This window comes from Citrobacter sp. CK206, from assembly GCF_030333125.1.
In the GTDB taxonomy this organism is placed as follows: domain Bacteria; phylum Pseudomonadota; class Gammaproteobacteria; order Enterobacterales; family Enterobacteriaceae; genus Citrobacter_B; species Citrobacter_B koseri.
On the sequence record NZ_JAOWGM010000020.1, the window covers coordinates 54,151 to 72,685 of the forward strand.

The window sequence follows — 18,535 nt, forward strand, 5'->3', positions numbered from 1 at the left end:
AGAATTATTCTTATGACCGCAGCATAATATTCGAAACGTTGGCGCGATAGCAAGCAATACGCGCCCCTATCAAAACTAAGGGGTTAAGAAATAACCAGATGAAAAGGAAGGGTTAATGATTTAGGCTGGAATGTTATTCTGCGGAAATTTGCCGGATGGCGACGCTGACGCGCCTTATCCGGCCTACGGTTCGCGCCTGTTTTTGCCATCTTGCCGGATGGCGACGCTGGCGCGTCTTATCCGGCCTACAAGATCCAATGCGTTTATTGGTTCTGTAGGCCTGATAAGCACAGCGCCATCAGGCGCAACGGTTAGTTACTACCAAACATATCCTTGATCCACCCCGCCACGCCGTCGCTGTCTTTCTTCTCCTGCTGCGCCGGTTGCTGCTGTTGAGGCTGCTGTTGCTGCGAAGAAGACTGATCGAACGGATTCCCGGTCGGCTGCTGCTGTTGCATCATTTCGCCCTGCTGGCACAGCGCGTCCGGGTCGGTCGTCCAGACCGGCAGCGCTCGCATTCCACCGCTACAGACGAAATTACCGTCGTAATCGACGCCCATATCCACCACATCTTCCGGCGGCGTCAGCGTCAGCGGCGTTGGCGTTTGGTTCGCCAGATAACGCTGATAAATCGACATCGCGCCGCTGGCGCCGTACAGTTTCGTCGGCTGGTTATTATCGCGACCCACCCAGGTAATCGTCACCTGGCTGCCATCAATCCCTGCAAACCAGGTATCGACGTTGTTGTTGGTGGTTCCGGTTTTACCTGCCAGATGCAGACCCGGATACTTCGCGCCCAGCTGACGCCCGGTGCCGCGCTGCACAACCTGCTGCATCGTCCACAACGTCATATACGCCGCCTGCGCCGGAACCGCGCGCTCAGCCTGCGGGAAGCTCTGATACAGCACCGTACCGTCTTCCGCAATCACCGAACGCAATGCTGACAACGGCGCCCGGTTGCCGCCGCTGGCGATGGTCTGGAACGCTTGCGCCACTTCGATTGGCGTCAGGTTCAGCGCCCCCAGCAGCATGGCCGGAACCGGATGCAGCTGATCTTTCGGCACGCCCAGCTTCATCCAGGTATCGGTGACGGCAGGAAGCCCCAGCGCCATCCCCAGATTCACCGTCGGCACGTTCATGGAGCGCGTCAGCGCGTCCACCAGCATCACTTTGCCACTTTCGCTGTAACGACGGTCATCGTTCTGCGGAGACCAGACCTGCCCGTTCGGCTGACGAAGCGCGATCGGCGCGTCGGCAATCCAGGTGTTCAGACGATACAGCTTCGGCTGGCTTAACGCCGTCAGATAGGTCGCCGGTTTTGCCAGAGAGCCGATAGAACGGCGCGCCTGCATCGCACGGTTGTACCCGGCGAACTGCGGCTCCGCCCCGCCGACCATCGCACGCACCTCGCCGCTGAAGCGGTCTACCACCACAATCGCGGTTTCCAGATCGCTCAGATTGCGCTGTTTCTTCAGCGCCGGAATGCCCTCAACGGCCGCTTTTTCAGCCGCATCCTGCGCCACGGAATCAAAAGTGGTGAAGATCTTCACGCCAGAAAGGTCTTTCACTTTGTCGCCGAGCTTCGCCTGCAACTCCTGACGCACCATCTGCATAAAGGCTGGCTGTGGCGAGATCACCCCGCCGCGCGGCTGCACGCCCAGCGGACGCGCGCTCAGCATGTCGTACAGCTCCTGGTCGATCACCTGCTGTTGTTGCAGCAGACGTAGCACCAGATTACGACGCTCCAGCGCCAGTTTCGGGTTACGCCACGGGTTGTAGATTGACGCCCCTTTCACCATTCCCACCAGCAGCGCCTGCTGATCGAGGCTCAACTCTTCGACCGGGCGGCCAAAGTAGTACAGGCTCGCCAGCGGGAAGCCGCGAATCTCGTTATCGCCGCTCTGGCCGAGATAGACTTCGTTCATGTACAGCTCAAGGATCCTGTCCTTGCTGTAGCGCGCATCCATCAGCAGCGCCATGTAAGCTTCGTTCGCTTTACGCCAGTAGGAGCGTTCGCTGGTGAGGAACAGGTTTTTCACCAGCTGTTGCGTCAGCGTACTCGCCCCCTGAACCGTGCGCCCGGCGGTAAGGTTCGCCAGCACCGCACGACCGATGGAATACAGGCTAACGCCATCGTGCTCATAGAAATGACGGTCTTCCGTCGCCAGCAGCGTATCCACCAGCAGATCCGGGAAACCGTTGCGCGGCACGAACAGGCGCTGTTCGCCGTTCGGCGAAGAGAGCATGGTGATCAGGCGCGGATCGAGACGGAAGAAACCAAACTGACGGTTGTTATCCATATTCACGATCGTATCCAGATGGCCGCCGTCAAAGGTCAGACGCGCACGCACCTGCCCTTCTTTGCTGTCCGGGAAGTCAAACGGACGGCGGATCATCTCGATGCTGTTCGCCTGCACGGTAAACTCGCCGGGACGCGTCATTTTCGTCACCTGACGGTACTGGGTGGCCTCCAGCAATTTCACCATTTCATTCTTGCTGACGGGCATTTCCGGCTCAAGGTTAACCATCCGGCCATATACCGCCGCAGGAAGCTGCCAGACTTTGCCATCAATACGGCTACGGATTTTTTGATCCAGATAGACGCCGTAGATCGCAATCAGCACGACAAAAACAATCGACAGTTTTAGCAGTAGCCAGAGCCAGCCACGCTTGCCACGAGGCTTACGCCCTTTGCCCTTACCGTTACGCGGCATCGGTTCTTCATCCTCATAGTCATCATCATAATCGTCGTCGTACTCTTCATCTCTGAGTCGACGACGGCTTACCTTTTGTTTCACCGGACGCGGTGGTTTCCCTTTGCGTCCAATTGGCTCGCGGTCATTCCCGGCCATGCTTTTTCTCCGCAACATACAGGCGCAAAGGCCCGATTCTCTGTTCTTCCGTCAGTCGACAGAAGAAGAAATCTCTCAATTTTCTGCCATGTTTATGCCGGATGGCGGCTTCGCCTTATCCGGCCTACATTTGAGCGAGCAGGCCTGATAAGCACAGCGCCATCCGGCAGTCATGAATACTTCTTCGTGCGCCGCGTTGGCGCGGTATTCGCCGGATCGTCCGGCCAGACATGTTTGGGATAACGCCCTTTCATCTCTTTTTGTACCTCGCGGTACGCTCCCTGCCAGAACGCGCTTAAATCGCGCGTAATCTGTAGCGGGCGTTGAGCCGGTGAGAGCAACTCCAGCACCAGCGGCACGCGCCCCTGCGCGATAGCAGGCGTATTCGCTTCGCCAAACATCTCCTGCATTCTGACCGCCAGCGCTGGCGGGTTATCTTCGTGATAACGAATGGCTATCCGGCTTCCCGTCGGCACAGTGTAATGCGCGGGCAGCTCACTATCCAGACGTTGCAGCATAGACCAGTCCAGCAGGCCGCGTAACGCCTGGGTAATATTCAGGGCTTTCAGGGCGCGCAGCGTATGAACGCCCGTCATATGCGGCAGCAGCCAGCTTTCCAGCGTCGCCAGAAGAGAAGCGTCATCAACGGCGGGCCAGTCGTACTCCGGCAACCATTGCGCCGCGCGCAGCAGACGCAGGCGGAACTGTTCAGCCTCCGGCGTCCAGTTGAGCACACTTAGCCCTTTATCGCGAATGCCATTGAGCATCGCCTGGTGCAGTTCCTCTTCCGAAGGCTTAGCCAGCGGCTGAACTTTTACCGTCAGTTGCCCGATACGCATTCGGCGCAGCGCCTTTAACGTTCCCTGCGCGTCGTCCCACTCTACCGTGTCGGACTGCTGCAACAGCGCCGGACATGCCTGAATAAGCGCCTCAATATCCAGCGGTAAAGCCAGCAGAATACGGGCATCCGGCGACGCGCTCCCCTGCAACAGCAACGGTGCGATAAGCCACTCATGGCGACCCAGCGCGTCATCGGCGTCGAGCACCGCGCCCATGCCATTCGCCAGTTGATAGCGCCCTTCCTGACCGCGTCGACGCGCGATACGATCGGCAAACGCCTGCGCAAGCAGCGGCGCCAGCATCGTGCCGTCCACCTCGCCGCCTCGCCCGTTGAGCCGTTTCAGGAGCTGCTGGCTACGCTGCTGCCAGCCCGGTTGCTGGCGCGAAAACGCCACGCTGAGGTCGGTATTGCCCGCGCGCGGCGGCTCCTCCAGAATCGCCGCCAGTTTCGCCGCCGTCGCCTTTTCACTGTCATTGCCGGCGCTGACCAGCATCGCCGCCAGACGGGGGTCGTTGCCAAGCCGCGCCATTTTCTGCCCCGTCGCGCTCAGCCGCTCACCATCCAGCGCATTCAGCATCTGCAACAGCCGCCGGGCTGCCTGCACGTTGGCGGCCGGGGGAAGGTCCAGCCAGTTGAGTTGCGCGGGATCGCTGCATCCCCATTGCAACAGCTCCAGCAATAAACCGGACAGATCGCTTTGTAAAATCTCCGGCTCGCTTTGCGCCGCCGCCCTTTCCGCCTGCTCTTTCGCCAGCAGGTGAACACACACGCCCGGTTCCAGACGCCCGGCGCGTCCGGCTCGCTGCGTCATGGAGGCCTGACTGACGCGCTGGGTAATCAGCCGCGTCAGGCCGGTTCGCACGTCATAGCGCGCCACGCGCTCCTGCGCGCTGTCCACCACCAGACGGATACCCTCGATGGTTAAACTGGTTTCGGCAATATTGGTCGCCAGCACGACTTTGCGCATCCCGCGCGGCGCAGGCAGTATCGCTTTACGCTGCGCCTCCAGAGACAACGCGCCATACAGCGGGCATAACAGCACATCATCCGCTACGCGCGCGGCCAGGTGTTCCTGTACGCGCAGAATTTCCCCAACGCCCGGTAAAAACAGCAGCAGAGAGCCGGTTTCGTGACGCAGCAAATCTGCCGTGGCGATGGCCACCGCCTCATCAAAACGCAGTTGGGCCGGAAGTGACTGGTAGCGACGCTCAACGGGCCAGGCACGCCCCTCAGACACCACCTGCGGCGCATCAGGAAGGCGCTGTTGCAGCTTCCCGTTGTCCAGCGTCGCAGACATGATCAGCAGTTTCAGATCGTCACGCAGCCCTTGCTGCACGTCCAGCAGCAGGGCCAGCGCCAGATCCGCCTGCAAACTGCGCTCATGAAATTCATCAAGGATCACCAGCGCGACGCCGTTCAGCTCGGGATCGCGCTGGATCATTCTTGTCAGCACCCCTTCCGTCACCACTTCAAGCCGCGTCTGCGGGCCAACACAGCTTTGCGCGCGCATCCGATAACCGACCGTTTCGCCGGGCTTCTCGTTCAGGAGTTCCGCCAGCCGCTGCGCCACATTGCGTGCCGCCAGGCGGCGCGGCTCCAGCAGGATAATTCGCCCCTGAATGCCTTTATGCGTCAGAAACTGCAACGGCAGCCAGGTCGATTTCCCCGCGCCGGTTGGGGCGGTGAGCAAAACCTGGGGCGCGCTTTCAAGCGCGGCAAGTAATTCGGGCAGTACGGCGGCAACGGGCAACGACGTCACAAATGGCTCCAGAGGGTTAACATTCTTCGCGCTGCATTGTAGCATCGCGTTAATTCATAACCGAGTACCCATCATGTCTGAGCCGAAAAGGCTGTTCTTTGCCATTGAATTGCCCGACGAGGTTCGTGAGCAGATCATCGCCTGGCGCGCCGGTCATTTTTCCCCGGACGACGGCAGGCCGGTCGCCGCAGCGAATTTGCACCTGACGCTGGCGTTTTTAGGCGAGGTGAGCGCGAGCAAGCAACAGGCGTTATCACAGCTTGCCGGACGTATCCGTCAGCCGGGCTTTACGCTCAGGCTGGATGACGCGGGCCAGTGGCTACGTTCGCGGGTCGTCTGGCTGGGGATGCGACAGCCGCCGCGCGGGCTGCTGCAACTGGCGAACATGTTACGCGCCCAGGCGGCGCGCAGCGGTTGTTATCAAAGCCCCCAGCCTTTTCATCCGCATATTACGCTGCTGCGTGACGCCAGCCATGCGGTCGCCATTCCAGCGCCGGGTTTTTGCTGGTCGTTTCCGGTCAATGAATTTGCGCTTTATGCCTCGTCGTTCGAACGCGGCCGCACACGTTACACACAACTACAGCGCTGGACGCTTGCCGAATAAAATAGTCTGCAAAAGCAGGCTTTAAGGAAATCACATGCAGTTCTCTCCGCCATTACAGCGCGCCACCTTAATTCAGCGCTACAAACGTTTTTTAGCCGATGTCATTACGCCGGACGGCACGGAATTAACGTTACACTGCCCAAATACCGGTGCTATGACCGGATGCGCCACGCCGGGCGATACCGTCTGGTATTCGACATCAGAAAATACTAAACGCAAATATCCGCACACCTGGGAATTAACGCAAACCCGGACAGGCGCACTTATCTGCGTTAACACCCTGTGGGCAAACAGATTAACGAAGGAAGCGATTCAGAATGAGCAGCTTTCAGAACTTTCAGGCTACAGCCTGTTAAAAAGCGAAGTAAAATACGGCGCGGAACGCAGCCGTATTGATTTCATGTTACAGGCAGATTCCCGACCCGACTGCTATATTGAAGTGAAATCGGTCACATTAGCGGAACAAGAGTATGGTTATTTTCCCGATGCCGTCACCTTACGGGGACAAAAACACCTTCGGGAACTGATGAGCGTAGCGGCTGAAGGCCATCGCGCCGTGGTGTTATTCGCGGTGCTGCATTCAGCCATTACACGGTTTTCACCCGCGCGGCATATCGATGCAAAATATGCGCAACTATTGATTGAAGCACAGCTAAAGGGGGTAGAAATTCTGGTTTATAAAGCCGAACTTTCTGCCGAAGGTATGACTCTAAAAGAACCGTTACCCATGACTTTATAATGGCGTAAACAATCGGTTAATTAGTATTCTGGTCGCGTACGCAAATACGCTTTTCCTCACAGGGTTGTCAAGTGTTACGTTTAGATAATTGCTATCCTGAAAAGCATCTGCTATTTATAGCGACCTGATTTTTCCCCCGACAATGGGGATCGATAGTGCGTGTTAAGGAGAAGCAACATGCAAGAAGGGCAAAACCGTAAAACATCGTCCCTGAGTATTCTCGCCATCGCTGGGGTGGAGCCGTACCAGGAGAAACCGGGCGAAGAGTATATGAACGAAGCCCAGCTGTCGCACTTCAAGCGTATTCTTGAAGCATGGCGTAATCAACTCAGGGATGAAGTCGATCGCACTGTGACTCATATGCAGGACGAAGCGGCTAACTTCCCTGATCCGGTTGACCGTGCCGCGCAGGAAGAAGAATTTAGCCTTGAGCTGCGTAACCGCGACCGTGAGCGCAAACTGATCAAAAAGATCGAGAAAACGCTGAAGAAAGTGGAAGACGAAGATTTTGGCTACTGCGAATCCTGCGGTGTCGAAATTGGTATTCGCCGTCTGGAAGCGCGTCCAACAGCCGATCTGTGCATCGACTGCAAAACGCTGGCTGAGATCCGCGAAAAACAAATGGCGGGCTAATCCCGTCAGACCGTAGAACGCCGGATGGCGCTACGCTTATCCTGCCTGGCAACAATTCATAGGCCGGATGAAGGGTTTGCGCCGCCATCCGGCAAAATCCGGGCGGGGTTATCTCCCGCCTTATTCTTTTATATTGTCCGCCGGTATGACCAACGCACACTATATTGGCCGCTTCGCCCCGTCCCCCTCTGGCGAGCTGCACTTTGGTTCACTGATCGCCGCCCTCGGTAGTTACCTGCGAGCCCGCTCTCAGCATGGGATCTGGCGAGTACGCATTGAAGATATCGATCCCCCTCGTGAAGTTCCCGGTGCCGCAGAGACAATTCTGCGTCAGCTGGAACATTACGGCCTGCACTGGGATGGCGATATATTGTGGCAGTCCCAACGCCATGACGCCTACCGCGACGCGCTCGCCTGGCTGCGCCAGCAGAATTTAAGCTACTACTGCACCTGCCCGCGCGCGCGTATTCAACGCATCGGCGGCGTTTACGACGGCCATTGCCGAACCTTGCAGCATGGGCCGGAAAATGCCGCCGTGCGGATTAAACAGTTCAGCCCGGTGATGCAATTTCATGACGTGCTGCGCGGCGATATCCAGGCCGACCCGCTGCTGGCGCGCGAGGATTTTATTATTCATCGCCGCGATGGTCTGTTCGCCTATAACCTGGCGGTGGTCGTGGACGATCATTTTCAGGGCGTCACGGAAATCGTGCGCGGCGCGGATTTAATCGAACCCACGGTACGGCAAATTTCGTTGTACCAGCAGTTCGGCTGGCGCGCGCCGGACTATATTCATCTGCCGTTGGCGCTCAACGAACAAGGCGCTAAACTTTCCAAACAGAATCATGCCCCAGCCTTGCCGGAGGGCGATCCACGCCCCGTACTCATTGCCGCGCTGCGCTTTCTGGGCCAGAACGCCACGGCGCAATGGCAGGATATGCATACCGACGAATTATTGCAGTATGCGGTGGATAACTGGACGCTTACGACGGTGCCGGAATCGGCAAGTGTAAATCCAGCATTCTCAAATGCGTCTTGCTGAGCTATGATTAGCCGCTATTTTTACGCAGTAACTTGTCCTGATTGATGTTTGACACTACCGAGGTGCACTATTTTTACCCGAGTCGCTAATTTTTGCCGCAAGGTGCTAAACCGCGAGGAGAGCGAGGCTGAGCTTGCCGTCGCCCGTCCACATATGACGGTAATCCCGCGTGAGCAGCACGCTATTTCCCGCAAAGATATCAGTGAAAATGCTCTGAAAGTAATGTACAGGCTCAATAAAGCGGGATATGAGGCCTGGCTGGTTGGCGGCGGCGTGCGCGATCTTCTGCTCGGCAAAAAACCGAAAGATTTCGATGTCACCACCAACGCAACGCCGGATCAGGTGCGGAAGTTGTTCCGTAACTGTCGTCTGGTGGGTCGCCGTTTCCGTCTGGCGCACGTCATGTTCGGCCCGGAGATTATCGAAGTGGCGACATTCCGTGGTCACCATGAAGGCAACGACAGCGACCGCGCCACCTCCCAGCGCGGGCAAAACGGCATGCTGTTGCGCGATAACATCTTCGGCTCCATTGAAGAAGACGCCCAGCGTCGCGACTTCACCATTAACAGCCTCTATTACAGCGTGGCGGATTTCACCGTGCGCGACTATGTCGGCGGTATGCAGGATCTGAAAGATGGCGTGATTCGCCTGATCGGCAACCCTGAAACGCGTTACCGCGAAGATCCGGTGCGAATGCTGCGTGCAGTCCGTTTCGCCGCAAAACTCGATATGCGCATCAGCCCGGAAACCGCAGAGCCGATTCCGCGCCTGGCGACCTTACTCAACGATATTCCGCCCGCGCGTCTGTTTGAAGAGTCCCTGAAACTTCTGCAAGCGGGATATGGTTTCGAAACCTACAAAAAGCTGCGGGAATACAGCCTGTTCCAGCCCCTGTTCCCCACCATTACGCGTTATTTCACCGAAAACGGCGACAGCGCGATGGAGCGCATCATTGCGCAGGTGCTGAAAAATACCGATAACCGCATCCATAACGACATGCGCGTTAACCCGGCGTTCTTGTTTGCCGCCATGTTCTGGTATCCGTTGCTGGAAATGGCGCAGAAAATCGCTCAGGAGAGCGGCCTGGCCTATTACGACGCCTTTGCGCTGGCCATGAACGAGGTGCTGGACGAAGCGTGCCGTTCGCTGGCGATCCCGAAACGCCTCACAACGTTAACCCGTGATATCTGGCAACTCCAGTTGCGGATGTCCCGCCGCCAGGGCAAACGCGCCTGGAAGCTGCTGGAGCACCCGAAATTCCGCGCCGCATACGATCTGCTGGCGTTGCGCGCCGAGGTGGAAAACAACGCTGAACTGCAACGTCTGGCGCAGTGGTGGGGCGAGTTCCAGGTTTCAGCGCCGCCCGATCAGAAAGGCATGCTGAATGAGCTGGATGAAGACCCCGCGCCGCGCCGCCGCCATCGTCGTCCGCGTAAACGCGCGCCACGCCGCGAGGGAACCGCGTGACGGTTGCCTATATCGCGCTCGGCAGCAACTTAGCCTCTCCGCTGGAGCAGGTTAATGCTGCCGTGAAGGCTATCGGCGACATCCCGGACAGCCGCATTGTTGCCGTTTCCTCGTTTTACCGCACTCCCCCGCTAGGCCCGCAGGATCAGCCCGACTACCTGAACGCCGCCGTTGCGCTGGAAACTCAACTGGCGCCGGAAGAACTGCTCAACCACACGCAGCGTATTGAGTTACAACAGGGCCGCGTTCGCAAAGCCGAACGCTGGGGACCGCGCACGCTCGATCTCGACATCATGCTGTTTGGTGATGACGTAATAAACACGCCCCGCCTGACGATACCGCACTACGACATGAAAAATCGCGGTTTTATGCTGTGGCCGCTCTTTGAAATCGCCCCCAACCTGGTGTTCCCAAACGGCGTCACGCTGCATCATTACCTCACGCGTCTCGCAGCAGAAAAACCTGCCTACTGGTAAATTGCCCGCCCCTCTTTAGCGTTTACTGCTTTCGGGTTAATCGATTGCTTAAATCCATTGCCCCCATCAATGCTGCTGTTAAAATGCCGGTTAATATGACCTCCACCATCAGGAAACGTTATGAAACCGACGACTATCGCCTTGCTGCAAAAATGTAAGCAAGAGAAAAAGCGCTTCGCGACTATCACCGCCTACGATTACAGCTTCGCCAGACTCTTCGCTGACGAGGGTATCAACGTGATGCTGGTAGGCGACTCGCTGGGCATGACGGTTCAGGGACACGATTCCACCCTGCCTGTTACCGTAGAAGATATCGCTTACCACACGCGTGCGGTGCGCCGTGGCGCGCCTAACTGTCTCCTGCTCTCCGACCTGCCGTTTATGGCCTATGCCACCCCGGAGCAGGCGTTTGAAAACGCCGCCGTGGTGATGCGCGCGGGGGCGAATATGGTCAAAATCGAAGGCGGCGCCTGGCTGGTCGATACGGTAAAAATGCTCACCGAACGCGCGGTGCCAGTGTGCGGCCATCTGGGCCTGACGCCGCAATCCGTCAACATCTTTGGCGGCTATAAGATCCAGGGGCGCGGCGATGCGGGGCAGATACTGCTGGATGATGCGCTGGCGCTGGAAGCGGCAGGCGCGCAGTTGCTGGTGCTGGAATGCGTACCGGTTGAGCTTGCTAAACGCGTCACCGAAGCGCTCTCCATTCCAGTCATCGGCATTGGCGCAGGCAACGTAACCGACGGTCAGATCCTGGTGATGCACGACGCCTTCGGCATTACCGGCGGCCACATTCCGAAATTTGCTAAAAATTTCCTGGCGGAAGCAGGCGACATGCGCGCCGCCGTGCGGCAGTATATTGCCGAGGTTGAGTCCAGCGTCTATCCGGGCGAAGAACACAGCTTCCATTAATGGGGTGCTTGTAGGCCGGATAAAACGCCCTGCGTCGCCATCCGGCAAAATGCCTGATGGCGCTACGCTTATCAGGCCTACAAACCACGGTCCATCAGGCAACTTAAGGAGTCTTGTTGTGCTAATTATTGAAACCCTGCCGCTGCTGCGACAGCATATTCGCCGCCTGCGCCAGGACGGTAAACGCATTGCGCTGGTGCCAACGATGGGCAACCTGCACGATGGTCATATGAAACTGGTTGAGGAAGCGAAAGCGCGCGCTGACGTCGTGGTGGTCAGTATTTTCGTGAACCCAATGCAGTTTGACCGCCCGGACGATCTGGTACGCTACCCACGAACGTTGCAGGAAGATTGCGAAAAGCTGAACAAACGCAAAGTGGATTTCGTGTTCGCGCCGGCGCCCGCGGAAATTTACCCGCAAGGCACTGACGGCCAGACTTACGTTGATGTTCCTGGGCTGTCCACCATGCTGGAAGGCGCCAGCCGTCCGGGCCATTTCCGTGGTGTTTCCACCATCGTCAGCAAACTCTTCAATCTCGTCCAGCCGGACATCGCCTGCTTTGGCGAAAAGGACTTCCAGCAACTGGCTTTAATCCGCAAGATGGTGGCCGATATGGGCTACGACATCGAGATCGTCGGCGTACCGATTATTCGCGCCAAAGATGGTTTAGCGCTGAGCTCGCGTAACGGTTACCTGACCGCCGAACAGCGCAAAATTGCTCCCGGCTTAAATAAGGTGATGAACAGCGTCGCCGAGAAATTGCTGGCGGGTAATCGCGATCTGGAAGAGATGATCGCCGTCGCCGAGCAGGAGCTGAATGAAAAAGGCTTCCGCGCCGATGACATTCAGATTCGCGACGCGGACACGCTGCTGGAACTCACCGATAGCAGCAAACGCGCGGTGATCCTGATGGCGGCATGGCTGGGTCAGGCTCGCTTAATCGACAATCAGTCCGTTACATTAACCCAGTAGACAGGGGTTAAAAATCAGGCAATACTGCCTGAGAATTTCCTCAAAGCAGGCGACGCCTGCTTCGTTATCGCTAAGATTTAAAGGTAGAAGTTATGATTCGCACTATGCTGCAGGGCAAACTCCACCGCGTGAAAGTGACTCAGGCGGACCTGCACTACGAAGGTTCCTGCGCCATTGATCAGGATTTTCTGGACGCAGCCGGTATTCTTGAAAACGAAGCCATTGATATCTGGAACGTGACTAACGGCAAGCGCTTCTCAACCTATGCGATTGCCGCCGAGCGTGGTTCCAGAATCATCTCCGTGAACGGCGCAGCGGCGCACTGCGCTGCGGTGGGCGATATCGTGATCATCGCAAGTTTCGTTACCATGTCAGACGAAGAAGCGCGTCGCTGGCAGCCCAACGTCGCCTATTTTGAAGGCGATAATGAAATGAAGCGCACCGCGAAAGCGATCCCGGTACAGGTTGCCTGATATTTCCCAAATATATTATTATATTAATAAAAGGAGCCGAAAAACTTCAGCTCCTTTTATTTTAAATAATTCCGGCCTTTCTTATCAGGACAACTAATAATATTAGTTGAGGCGTTATCAGAAAATTTAAACAAACGTTCAACAATCCATCGTTATATTTATTTATATCATTAAATTCTTTTCCTCACAAATTCATCAGATGAATAACCAAAAATAAAAACACTTACCTTTCAACGAAATAACCATCAGTTAAGTTTACTTAAACACCATTTAAGTAAAGATAATTACAATTATCAATAAATATTTTCCTATACTCCGCAAAGTTAATGTAATTCCCCGGCCGGCCTTTACGCTTAACAGACGAAGTACTTTTTCTAAAAACGTAAAGTACACTTATTATCTAATACGGATGTTTATCAAAATGGCATTGAAAAAATACGCATTAGCTGCGGCAGTTCTGGCAACTATTTCCAGTTCAGCATTCGCAGCAGACGCGGATCGTGGCACCATCACCTTCCACGGCCTGGTCACCCCGAATACCTGTAACATCACGCTGAAAGATGATCCACTGAGCTCCCAGACAACTAAAGACTTCAACGTCACTCTGCCGACCGTGTCAGTAGAAGACTTCACCCCAGGTACTGCTGCCGACGTTAACAGCACCCTGGGCCAGGCTAAGTTCGCGCTGTCTATTTCCTGTGCGGATACTGAGTTGCAGTCTGCTGATGCGCAGTTTGATTCCTGGGGCGGTTCTTCCGCAAACAACGAAGGCGCACTGGTTCCACCAACTGGCCTGCAAGGTTCAGCAACCAACGTAAGCCTGGTTCTGCACAACGATGGCAACACGAAGACCGATCTGATCAAAATCGATCATCCTAACAACACTCAGTCAACCACGCTGACTGATGGCAAAGGCGAACTGAACTACACCGTCGCTTATATGGGTCCGGCTACTGGCGTAACCAGCGGTTCCGTGCAGGCACAGGTTGCCTTCACCATGAACTACCAATAAGCAACAGGACTGTTGTTCTTCATCCTCTGGCTTAAGCCAGAGGATGTTTTCGTTACATCCAACAGGGAGTGGGTAGCATTATGTTCAGCCTGACGTTAAAAACCGGATTAAAAACCCTCACCGCCGCCATGATCGGCATCGCCTCTTTTCAGGCATGCGCCGACGTGGTTATCTCCGGCACACGCATCGTATATCAACAATCCATGAAAGATGTGATTGTGAACCTGGATAACCGAGGCAAAAACCCGCTGTTACTTCAGATCTGGCTGGATGACGGGAGCCCGAACGTTAACCCGCAGGAATTAAAACTGCCTTTTGTCATTACCCCGCCCATTTCACGCATCGATCCAGGGAAAGGCCAGTCTGTGCGTGTGACATATTTACAGCAGCCGCTGCCGCAGGATCGGGAATCCTTATTCTGGTTTAACGTGCTGGAAATTCCCAAAAAAGCAACGGCGAAAGACGGCGAAAGCCAGAACCAACTGCAACTCGCTTTCCGTACCCGTATTAAGCTATTTTTCCGCCCGGACGGCTTAAAAGGCACCCCGGGTGAGGCGATGAAGCAGGTTAAATGGTCGCAAACGCGCCAGGGCAACACCCTGTCTTTAGTTGGCCGTAACGACTCGCCCTATAACGTTTCACTCTCCAGCGCAACGTTTAAGGTCGGCGCCAAAGAGTATGAAATTGACAGTAAGTCGATTAAGCCGTTCTCCAGCGAAACCATGACGGTTAAAGGATTAACGAATAACGCCAGCGGAGAAGTGGTGTATATCGCTATCAATGATTTTGGCGGAACGGAAAAACTCACCGCCAACGTTAATTAATAAATTAAAAATATATTTTTTCTTCTTATATAACGGCAACCCGCTTTAATCGACTGGACTTGTTATGATTTTTCGACGATCTCTATTATGTCTCGCCATTAGTGCGGCATTGCCGTTCTCTGTTCATGCGACGGGAAATACGCCTGCACAGTCCTCTGCTCCCGACTCAGAGGAAATGGTAGAGTTTAACGATCAATTCCTGCTGAATATGGGGAGTGCAGTCGATGTAAGCCGTTATGCTCAGGGTAATCCAATATTACCGGGAACCTACCGGGCGAAAATAAGCCTGAACGGTGAAAATAAATCGACGCAAAACATCGAATTTAAAGATAACGGAACGCCACGCGCCACGCCGTGTATTACCGCATTGTTGCTGAAACAAGCGGGCGTTGATAGTAGCGTGCTGGGGAATACTATTTCCGACGATGATACAACCTGTATTGATATCAAAAAATATTACCCCCACTCGTCGGTGAATTTCGATACCTCAAAACTTACCCTGGAATTGACGATGCCGCAGCTTTACGTTCTCAAACGCCCGGCGGGATATGTCGATCCATCATTATGGGATGCAGGTATTCCGGCGGCGTTGCTGTCGTACAACCTCAACGCCTGGCATAGCGAAAGCGATGGCAATAATTCCGACACGGCTTACGCCGGTCTGCAATATGGGCTGAATTTGGGCGCATGGCGGCTGCGCTCCCGCGGCACCTACAACTGGGATAAAGACAACGGTTCGGATTACTCCAGCCAGGACATTTACCTCCAGCGCGACATTCCGGCGTTAACCGCGCAGGTTGTGGCGGGCGAAACCTACACCAACGGCGACACCTTCGACTCCGTCAGCCTGCGCGGGATGCGCCTGTACAGCGACGATCGCATGCGCCCGGAAGGCCGTACCAACTACTCACCGGTCATTCGTGGCGTCGCCAACAGCAACGCCAAAGTCACCGTCATGCAAAGCGGCAGCAAAATTTATGAAACCACCGTACCGCCAGGCCCGTTTGAACTGAGCGATCTCAGCACCACCGGCTACGGTAACGATCTACAGGTGACTGTAGAAGAGTCTGACGGCAGCAAGAGAACCTTCACGGTTCCTTTTTCCTCGGTTACGCAGATGATGCGTCCGGGAACCTCACGCTGGGAGTTTGGCGCGGGCGAACTGAACGACGATTCGCTGCATGACAGACCGAACATTGGTTACGCCACCTGGTATTACGGTCTCAACAACACCTTTACCGGCTACGCGGGCGTGCAGTACAGCGACATGGATTTTTACGCCGGTTTGCTTGGCGTGGCGATGAACACCGCGATCGGCGCCTTCGCGTTAGACGTCACGCAGTCACATGCACAAATTGACGAGCTGGGGACGCTGACCGGCCAAAGCTATCGCCTGACGTACAGCAAGGTCATCGAAACCACCGACACCTCATTCAATGTGGCGGCATACCGTTTCTCGACGGAAGACTACCTCAGCTTGCGGGACGCCGCCGCGCTACAGGACGACGTGAAATACGGCAGCTATAAGAATCAGTCATATGAGTCCAGCGACGAACTCTATTCTGACTATCAGCGTATGAAAAACCAGTTTCAGATTAGCGTCAGTCAACCGCTGGCGTTCAATGGTGAAAACTACGGCTCGCTCTATGTCACCGGCACCTGGGAAGACTACTGGAATGAGAGTGGCTCCACCTCAAACTACAGCGCAGGTTACAGCAATGACTTCCGCTATGGCAGCTACAGCATCTCGCTCCAGCGTACCTATGATGAAGATGGCGAAAAAGATGACAGCGTTTATCTCAACGTCAGCATTCCGTTAAGCACGTTCTCCAGTGAACGTAAAAATATTGCCGGTTTTAACAACGTCAATATGAGCGCGCGTACGGATATGGAAGGCAGCGCCAACTTTAACAACACCGCCAGCGGTAATACTGAAGACGGTAAGATTAACTACTCCATCAGTACGGCAAGCAATACCGGTGATTATGGCGATTTGAATCAGATCAGCGGTTACGGCTCGTGGAGCAGTCCGTATGGCCCCCTGTCAGTCTCTACCTCTTTTAGCGATGACAGCAGCAAACAATATTCCGCCAACTATAGCGGCGGCATGGTGGTTCACACTGGCGGCCTGACGATGGCGCCAGGAACGTTAAGTGACACCGGCCCCATTATTCTGGTTCATGCCAGCGGCGCAAAAGGCGCGCAGCTCGGTTACGGCAAAGGTGAAATAGGTCGTTCAGGATACGCGATTATGCCGTATGCCTCAGCTTACCGTGAGAACCGCGTTGGGCTGAATATCAGTTCTCTGGACGCCGACGTCGAGGTCAAAAACACCAGTGAAACCATCGTCCCGCGTGATGGCGCCGTGGTGCTGGTCAACTTCGAAACCGACGAAGGTCGTTCTCTCATCCTTGAACTTCTACGCAACGATAAAGGCTTTATTCCACTCGGCGCAGACGTCCTGACCGATAAAGGCGAGCTGGTCGGCGCCGTCGGTCAGGCCGGGCAGGCTTATGTGCGCGGCGTAGAAGATCAGGGCACCCTGCGAGTTGTCTGGGGTAAAGAAGCAGGTAGCGCCTGTACGGTGAATTATCACATTACCGACAGCGCACAAAAGGCAGGATTAACCACAATCCTGAACAATCAACTCTGTCATATGCAATAAGTTATTTTTCTACAGGGAGTTCCCTTAATGACTTTAAAAAGTAATAAATATCTCCGCAGTTTACCTGTCGCTATGTTAGCGCTGGCGGTGTGTTCATCCGTTCATGCAGACAACGGCGACAGCATCGACATTACCTTCCGAGCCAATATCCGGGACACAACCTGTGATATGACGATTAATGACTCGGACAGTAGCTCCACCATCATCATCGGCGCCGACGGCAAAGTGTCGCTGGGCGATATCATTAAATACCAGACCAGCGAGGCAGCGTCAGGGCCAACGATGGCGCAATTCGCCCTGAAAATTAAAAACTGCCCGGAATCCGTAACCGGAATTAAAGCCTCCATCAGCGGCACGACCTCCGGTTACGACAGTACGCCGAAAACCATCCTCCTCCCCGGTACGGGTGAGACAGGCCCCACCGGGATTGGCCTGAAATTCTCTCGTGTCAGTGCGCCAACCAGCTATTTTACTGTTTTTGCCAACGAAACGGAGACCTCAGATAACGATGCCGAGGTGATTAAATGGAGTCCTGCTGAAATAGACAGCAAACAGGTCGACCTTGTGGCGCGTCTGGTGACGACAAGGATCTCCGGTACAACCCCGGCGGTTGGCGCCTTCCAGGCAACAGCAACCTTTAACTTTAGCTATGAATAATTCCTGCGATATAACGGAGCATCATAATGAAATCTAATTCTCTTTTTCTCGCGCTGGCAGTAGCTGGTGGATTATTCAGCGGCCTGACCCACGCCGCCCCGGTGACAGGCACCAATCAGTTGCAGGCTATCTTTACCACTGAGATCCTCCCCGGCACCTGTAACACCCAGGTGACGGATGCAGATGGCCCGACCAGCACGATTGACTTCGGCGATCTGTATAAGAACGAAGTCGGTACGCGTACCGAATCCTTTAATATCGCACTGACCGAATGCGCGGGCGTGTTAACCACAACCGTGGCGGCTCAGCCAGGGGCGGGCAATACCTGTTCCGGCGACTCCTACGCGACAACAGGCGCCACGAATACCGCCGTTGAGATCTGGGAAACCGCCGCAGACTCAGGCACCCAGTTAGCCTGCCAGACGGGCAACCCTTCGAATGTACTGACGCATTCGTTTGGTTCGAAGAATATGAACCAAAGCTACACCTATCCTCTGGTGGCTCGCTGGGTCGTTGCGAATGGTAAAACAGCCGCTGATATCACAACAGGTGAAGCGACGTCGCTTATCACCTTTTTAGTCACCTACCAGTAATGTAGCCAGCGGG

Annotated in this window: 16 protein-coding genes; 14 read left to right on the plus strand and 2 right to left on the minus strand. The window is 55.3% G+C overall.

Annotation, left to right across the window (positions count from 1 at the left end; genetic code table 11):
- Positions 1-311: 311 nt before the first annotated feature.
- Entirely contained in the window at positions 312-2,852 is a 2,541-nt protein-coding gene (gene mrcB / locus OGX81_RS01075) for a bifunctional glycosyl transferase/transpeptidase (protein WP_047458846.1), read from the minus strand.
- Positions 2,853-3,022: 170 nt separating this feature from the next.
- The gene (hrpB, locus tag OGX81_RS01080; protein WP_181397024.1) at positions 3,023-5,452 is read right to left on the minus strand and encodes an ATP-dependent helicase HrpB; all 2,430 of its coding nucleotides are present in this window, start codon (positions 5,450-5,452) and stop codon (positions 3,023-3,025) included.
- A gap of 73 nt (positions 5,453-5,525) precedes the next feature.
- On the opposite strand from hrpB, the gene thpR reads away from it, so the two are divergent.
- The 14 genes from thpR to OGX81_RS01150 all read left to right on the plus strand — a co-directional run bounded on the left by thpR (position 5,526) and on the right by OGX81_RS01150 (position 18,522).
- On the plus strand, positions 5,526-6,056 hold the full coding sequence (gene thpR / locus OGX81_RS01085; RefSeq protein WP_047458852.1) for an RNA 2',3'-cyclic phosphodiesterase: 531 nt from the start codon (positions 5,526-5,528) through the stop codon (positions 6,054-6,056).
- 34 nt (positions 6,057-6,090) lie between these two features.
- Positions 6,091-6,795, plus strand: coding sequence for a DNA/RNA nuclease SfsA (gene sfsA, locus OGX81_RS01090; RefSeq protein ID WP_012134013.1), 705 nt, complete (start codon positions 6,091-6,093; stop codon positions 6,793-6,795).
- Positions 6,796-6,972: 177 nt separating this feature from the next.
- Positions 6,973-7,428 carry an RNA polymerase-binding protein DksA gene (gene dksA / locus OGX81_RS01095; protein WP_001155232.1) on the plus strand — a complete coding sequence of 152 codons (456 nt, stop codon included), beginning with the start codon at positions 6,973-6,975 and terminating at the stop codon, positions 7,426-7,428.
- A gap of 145 nt (positions 7,429-7,573) precedes the next feature.
- Positions 7,574-8,470 carry a tRNA glutamyl-Q(34) synthetase GluQRS gene (gene gluQRS / locus OGX81_RS01100; RefSeq protein WP_012134014.1) on the plus strand — a complete coding sequence of 299 codons (897 nt, stop codon included), beginning with the start codon at positions 7,574-7,576 and terminating at the stop codon, positions 8,468-8,470.
- A gap of 69 nt (positions 8,471-8,539) precedes the next feature.
- Positions 8,540-9,937 carry a polynucleotide adenylyltransferase PcnB gene (gene pcnB, locus OGX81_RS01105; protein ID WP_204267647.1) on the plus strand — a complete coding sequence of 466 codons (1,398 nt, stop codon included), beginning with the start codon at positions 8,540-8,542 and terminating at the stop codon, positions 9,935-9,937.
- On the plus strand, positions 9,934-10,413 hold the full coding sequence (folK, locus tag OGX81_RS01110) for a 2-amino-4-hydroxy-6-hydroxymethyldihydropteridine diphosphokinase (RefSeq protein WP_104869067.1): 480 nt from the start codon (positions 9,934-9,936) through the stop codon (positions 10,411-10,413). The genes pcnB and folK overlap by 4 nt, the downstream gene beginning before the upstream one ends.
- A gap of 120 nt (positions 10,414-10,533) precedes the next feature.
- Positions 10,534-11,325, plus strand: a complete 792-nt coding sequence (gene panB / locus OGX81_RS01115) for a 3-methyl-2-oxobutanoate hydroxymethyltransferase (protein WP_047458863.1) — start codon at positions 10,534-10,536, stop codon at positions 11,323-11,325.
- Between the two features lie 118 nt (positions 11,326-11,443).
- Positions 11,444-12,298 carry a pantoate--beta-alanine ligase gene (gene panC, locus OGX81_RS01120; RefSeq protein WP_024130695.1) on the plus strand — a complete coding sequence of 285 codons (855 nt, stop codon included), beginning with the start codon at positions 11,444-11,446 and terminating at the stop codon, positions 12,296-12,298.
- Positions 12,299-12,390: 92 nt separating this feature from the next.
- On the plus strand, positions 12,391-12,771 hold the full coding sequence (panD, locus tag OGX81_RS01125) for an aspartate 1-decarboxylase (protein WP_012134019.1): 381 nt from the start codon (positions 12,391-12,393) through the stop codon (positions 12,769-12,771).
- A 421-nt stretch (positions 12,772-13,192) separates the two neighbouring features.
- Positions 13,193-13,783 (plus strand): fimbrial protein, encoded by a 591-nt coding sequence (locus tag OGX81_RS01130; protein ID WP_024130696.1) that lies wholly within the window; start codon positions 13,193-13,195, stop codon positions 13,781-13,783.
- An 80-nt stretch (positions 13,784-13,863) separates the two neighbouring features.
- Positions 13,864-14,607 carry a fimbrial chaperone gene (locus OGX81_RS01135; RefSeq protein ID WP_049009322.1) on the plus strand — a complete coding sequence of 248 codons (744 nt, stop codon included), beginning with the start codon at positions 13,864-13,866 and terminating at the stop codon, positions 14,605-14,607.
- A 64-nt stretch (positions 14,608-14,671) separates the two neighbouring features.
- Entirely contained in the window at positions 14,672-17,272 is a 2,601-nt protein-coding gene (locus OGX81_RS01140; RefSeq protein WP_024130698.1) for an outer membrane usher protein, read from the plus strand.
- Positions 17,273-17,299: 27 nt separating this feature from the next.
- A complete protein-coding gene (locus OGX81_RS01145) occupies positions 17,300-17,929 on the plus strand; it encodes a fimbrial protein (RefSeq protein ID WP_104869069.1) in 630 nt (209 codons plus the stop codon).
- A gap of 26 nt (positions 17,930-17,955) precedes the next feature.
- The gene (locus OGX81_RS01150) at positions 17,956-18,522 is read left to right on the plus strand and encodes a fimbrial protein (RefSeq protein ID WP_012134024.1); all 567 of its coding nucleotides are present in this window, start codon (positions 17,956-17,958) and stop codon (positions 18,520-18,522) included.
- Positions 18,523-18,535: the final 13 nt, after the last annotated feature.

Bases quoted from the DNA above. Each gene is read 5' to 3' on its own strand.
- mrcB (WP_047458846.1), bottom strand. From the start codon at position 2,852: ATGGCCGGGAATGACCGCGAGCCAATTGGACGCAAAGGGAAACCACCG.
- thpR (WP_047458852.1), top strand. From the start codon at position 5,526: ATGTCTGAGCCGAAAAGGCTGTTCTTTGCCATTGAATTGCCCGACGAG.
- sfsA (WP_012134013.1), top strand. From the start codon at position 6,091: ATGCAGTTCTCTCCGCCATTACAGCGCGCCACCTTAATTCAGCGCTAC.
- dksA (WP_001155232.1), top strand. From the start codon at position 6,973: ATGCAAGAAGGGCAAAACCGTAAAACATCGTCCCTGAGTATTCTCGCC.
- gluQRS (WP_012134014.1), top strand. From the start codon at position 7,574: ATGACCAACGCACACTATATTGGCCGCTTCGCCCCGTCCCCCTCTGGC.
- panB (WP_047458863.1), top strand. From the start codon at position 10,534: ATGAAACCGACGACTATCGCCTTGCTGCAAAAATGTAAGCAAGAGAAA.
- panD (WP_012134019.1), top strand. From the start codon at position 12,391: ATGATTCGCACTATGCTGCAGGGCAAACTCCACCGCGTGAAAGTGACT.
- OGX81_RS01130 (WP_024130696.1), top strand. From the start codon at position 13,193: ATGGCATTGAAAAAATACGCATTAGCTGCGGCAGTTCTGGCAACTATT.
- OGX81_RS01135 (WP_049009322.1), top strand. From the start codon at position 13,864: ATGTTCAGCCTGACGTTAAAAACCGGATTAAAAACCCTCACCGCCGCC.
- OGX81_RS01140 (WP_024130698.1), top strand. From the start codon at position 14,672: ATGATTTTTCGACGATCTCTATTATGTCTCGCCATTAGTGCGGCATTG.
- OGX81_RS01145 (WP_104869069.1), top strand. From the start codon at position 17,300: ATGACTTTAAAAAGTAATAAATATCTCCGCAGTTTACCTGTCGCTATG.
- OGX81_RS01150 (WP_012134024.1), top strand. From the start codon at position 17,956: ATGAAATCTAATTCTCTTTTTCTCGCGCTGGCAGTAGCTGGTGGATTA.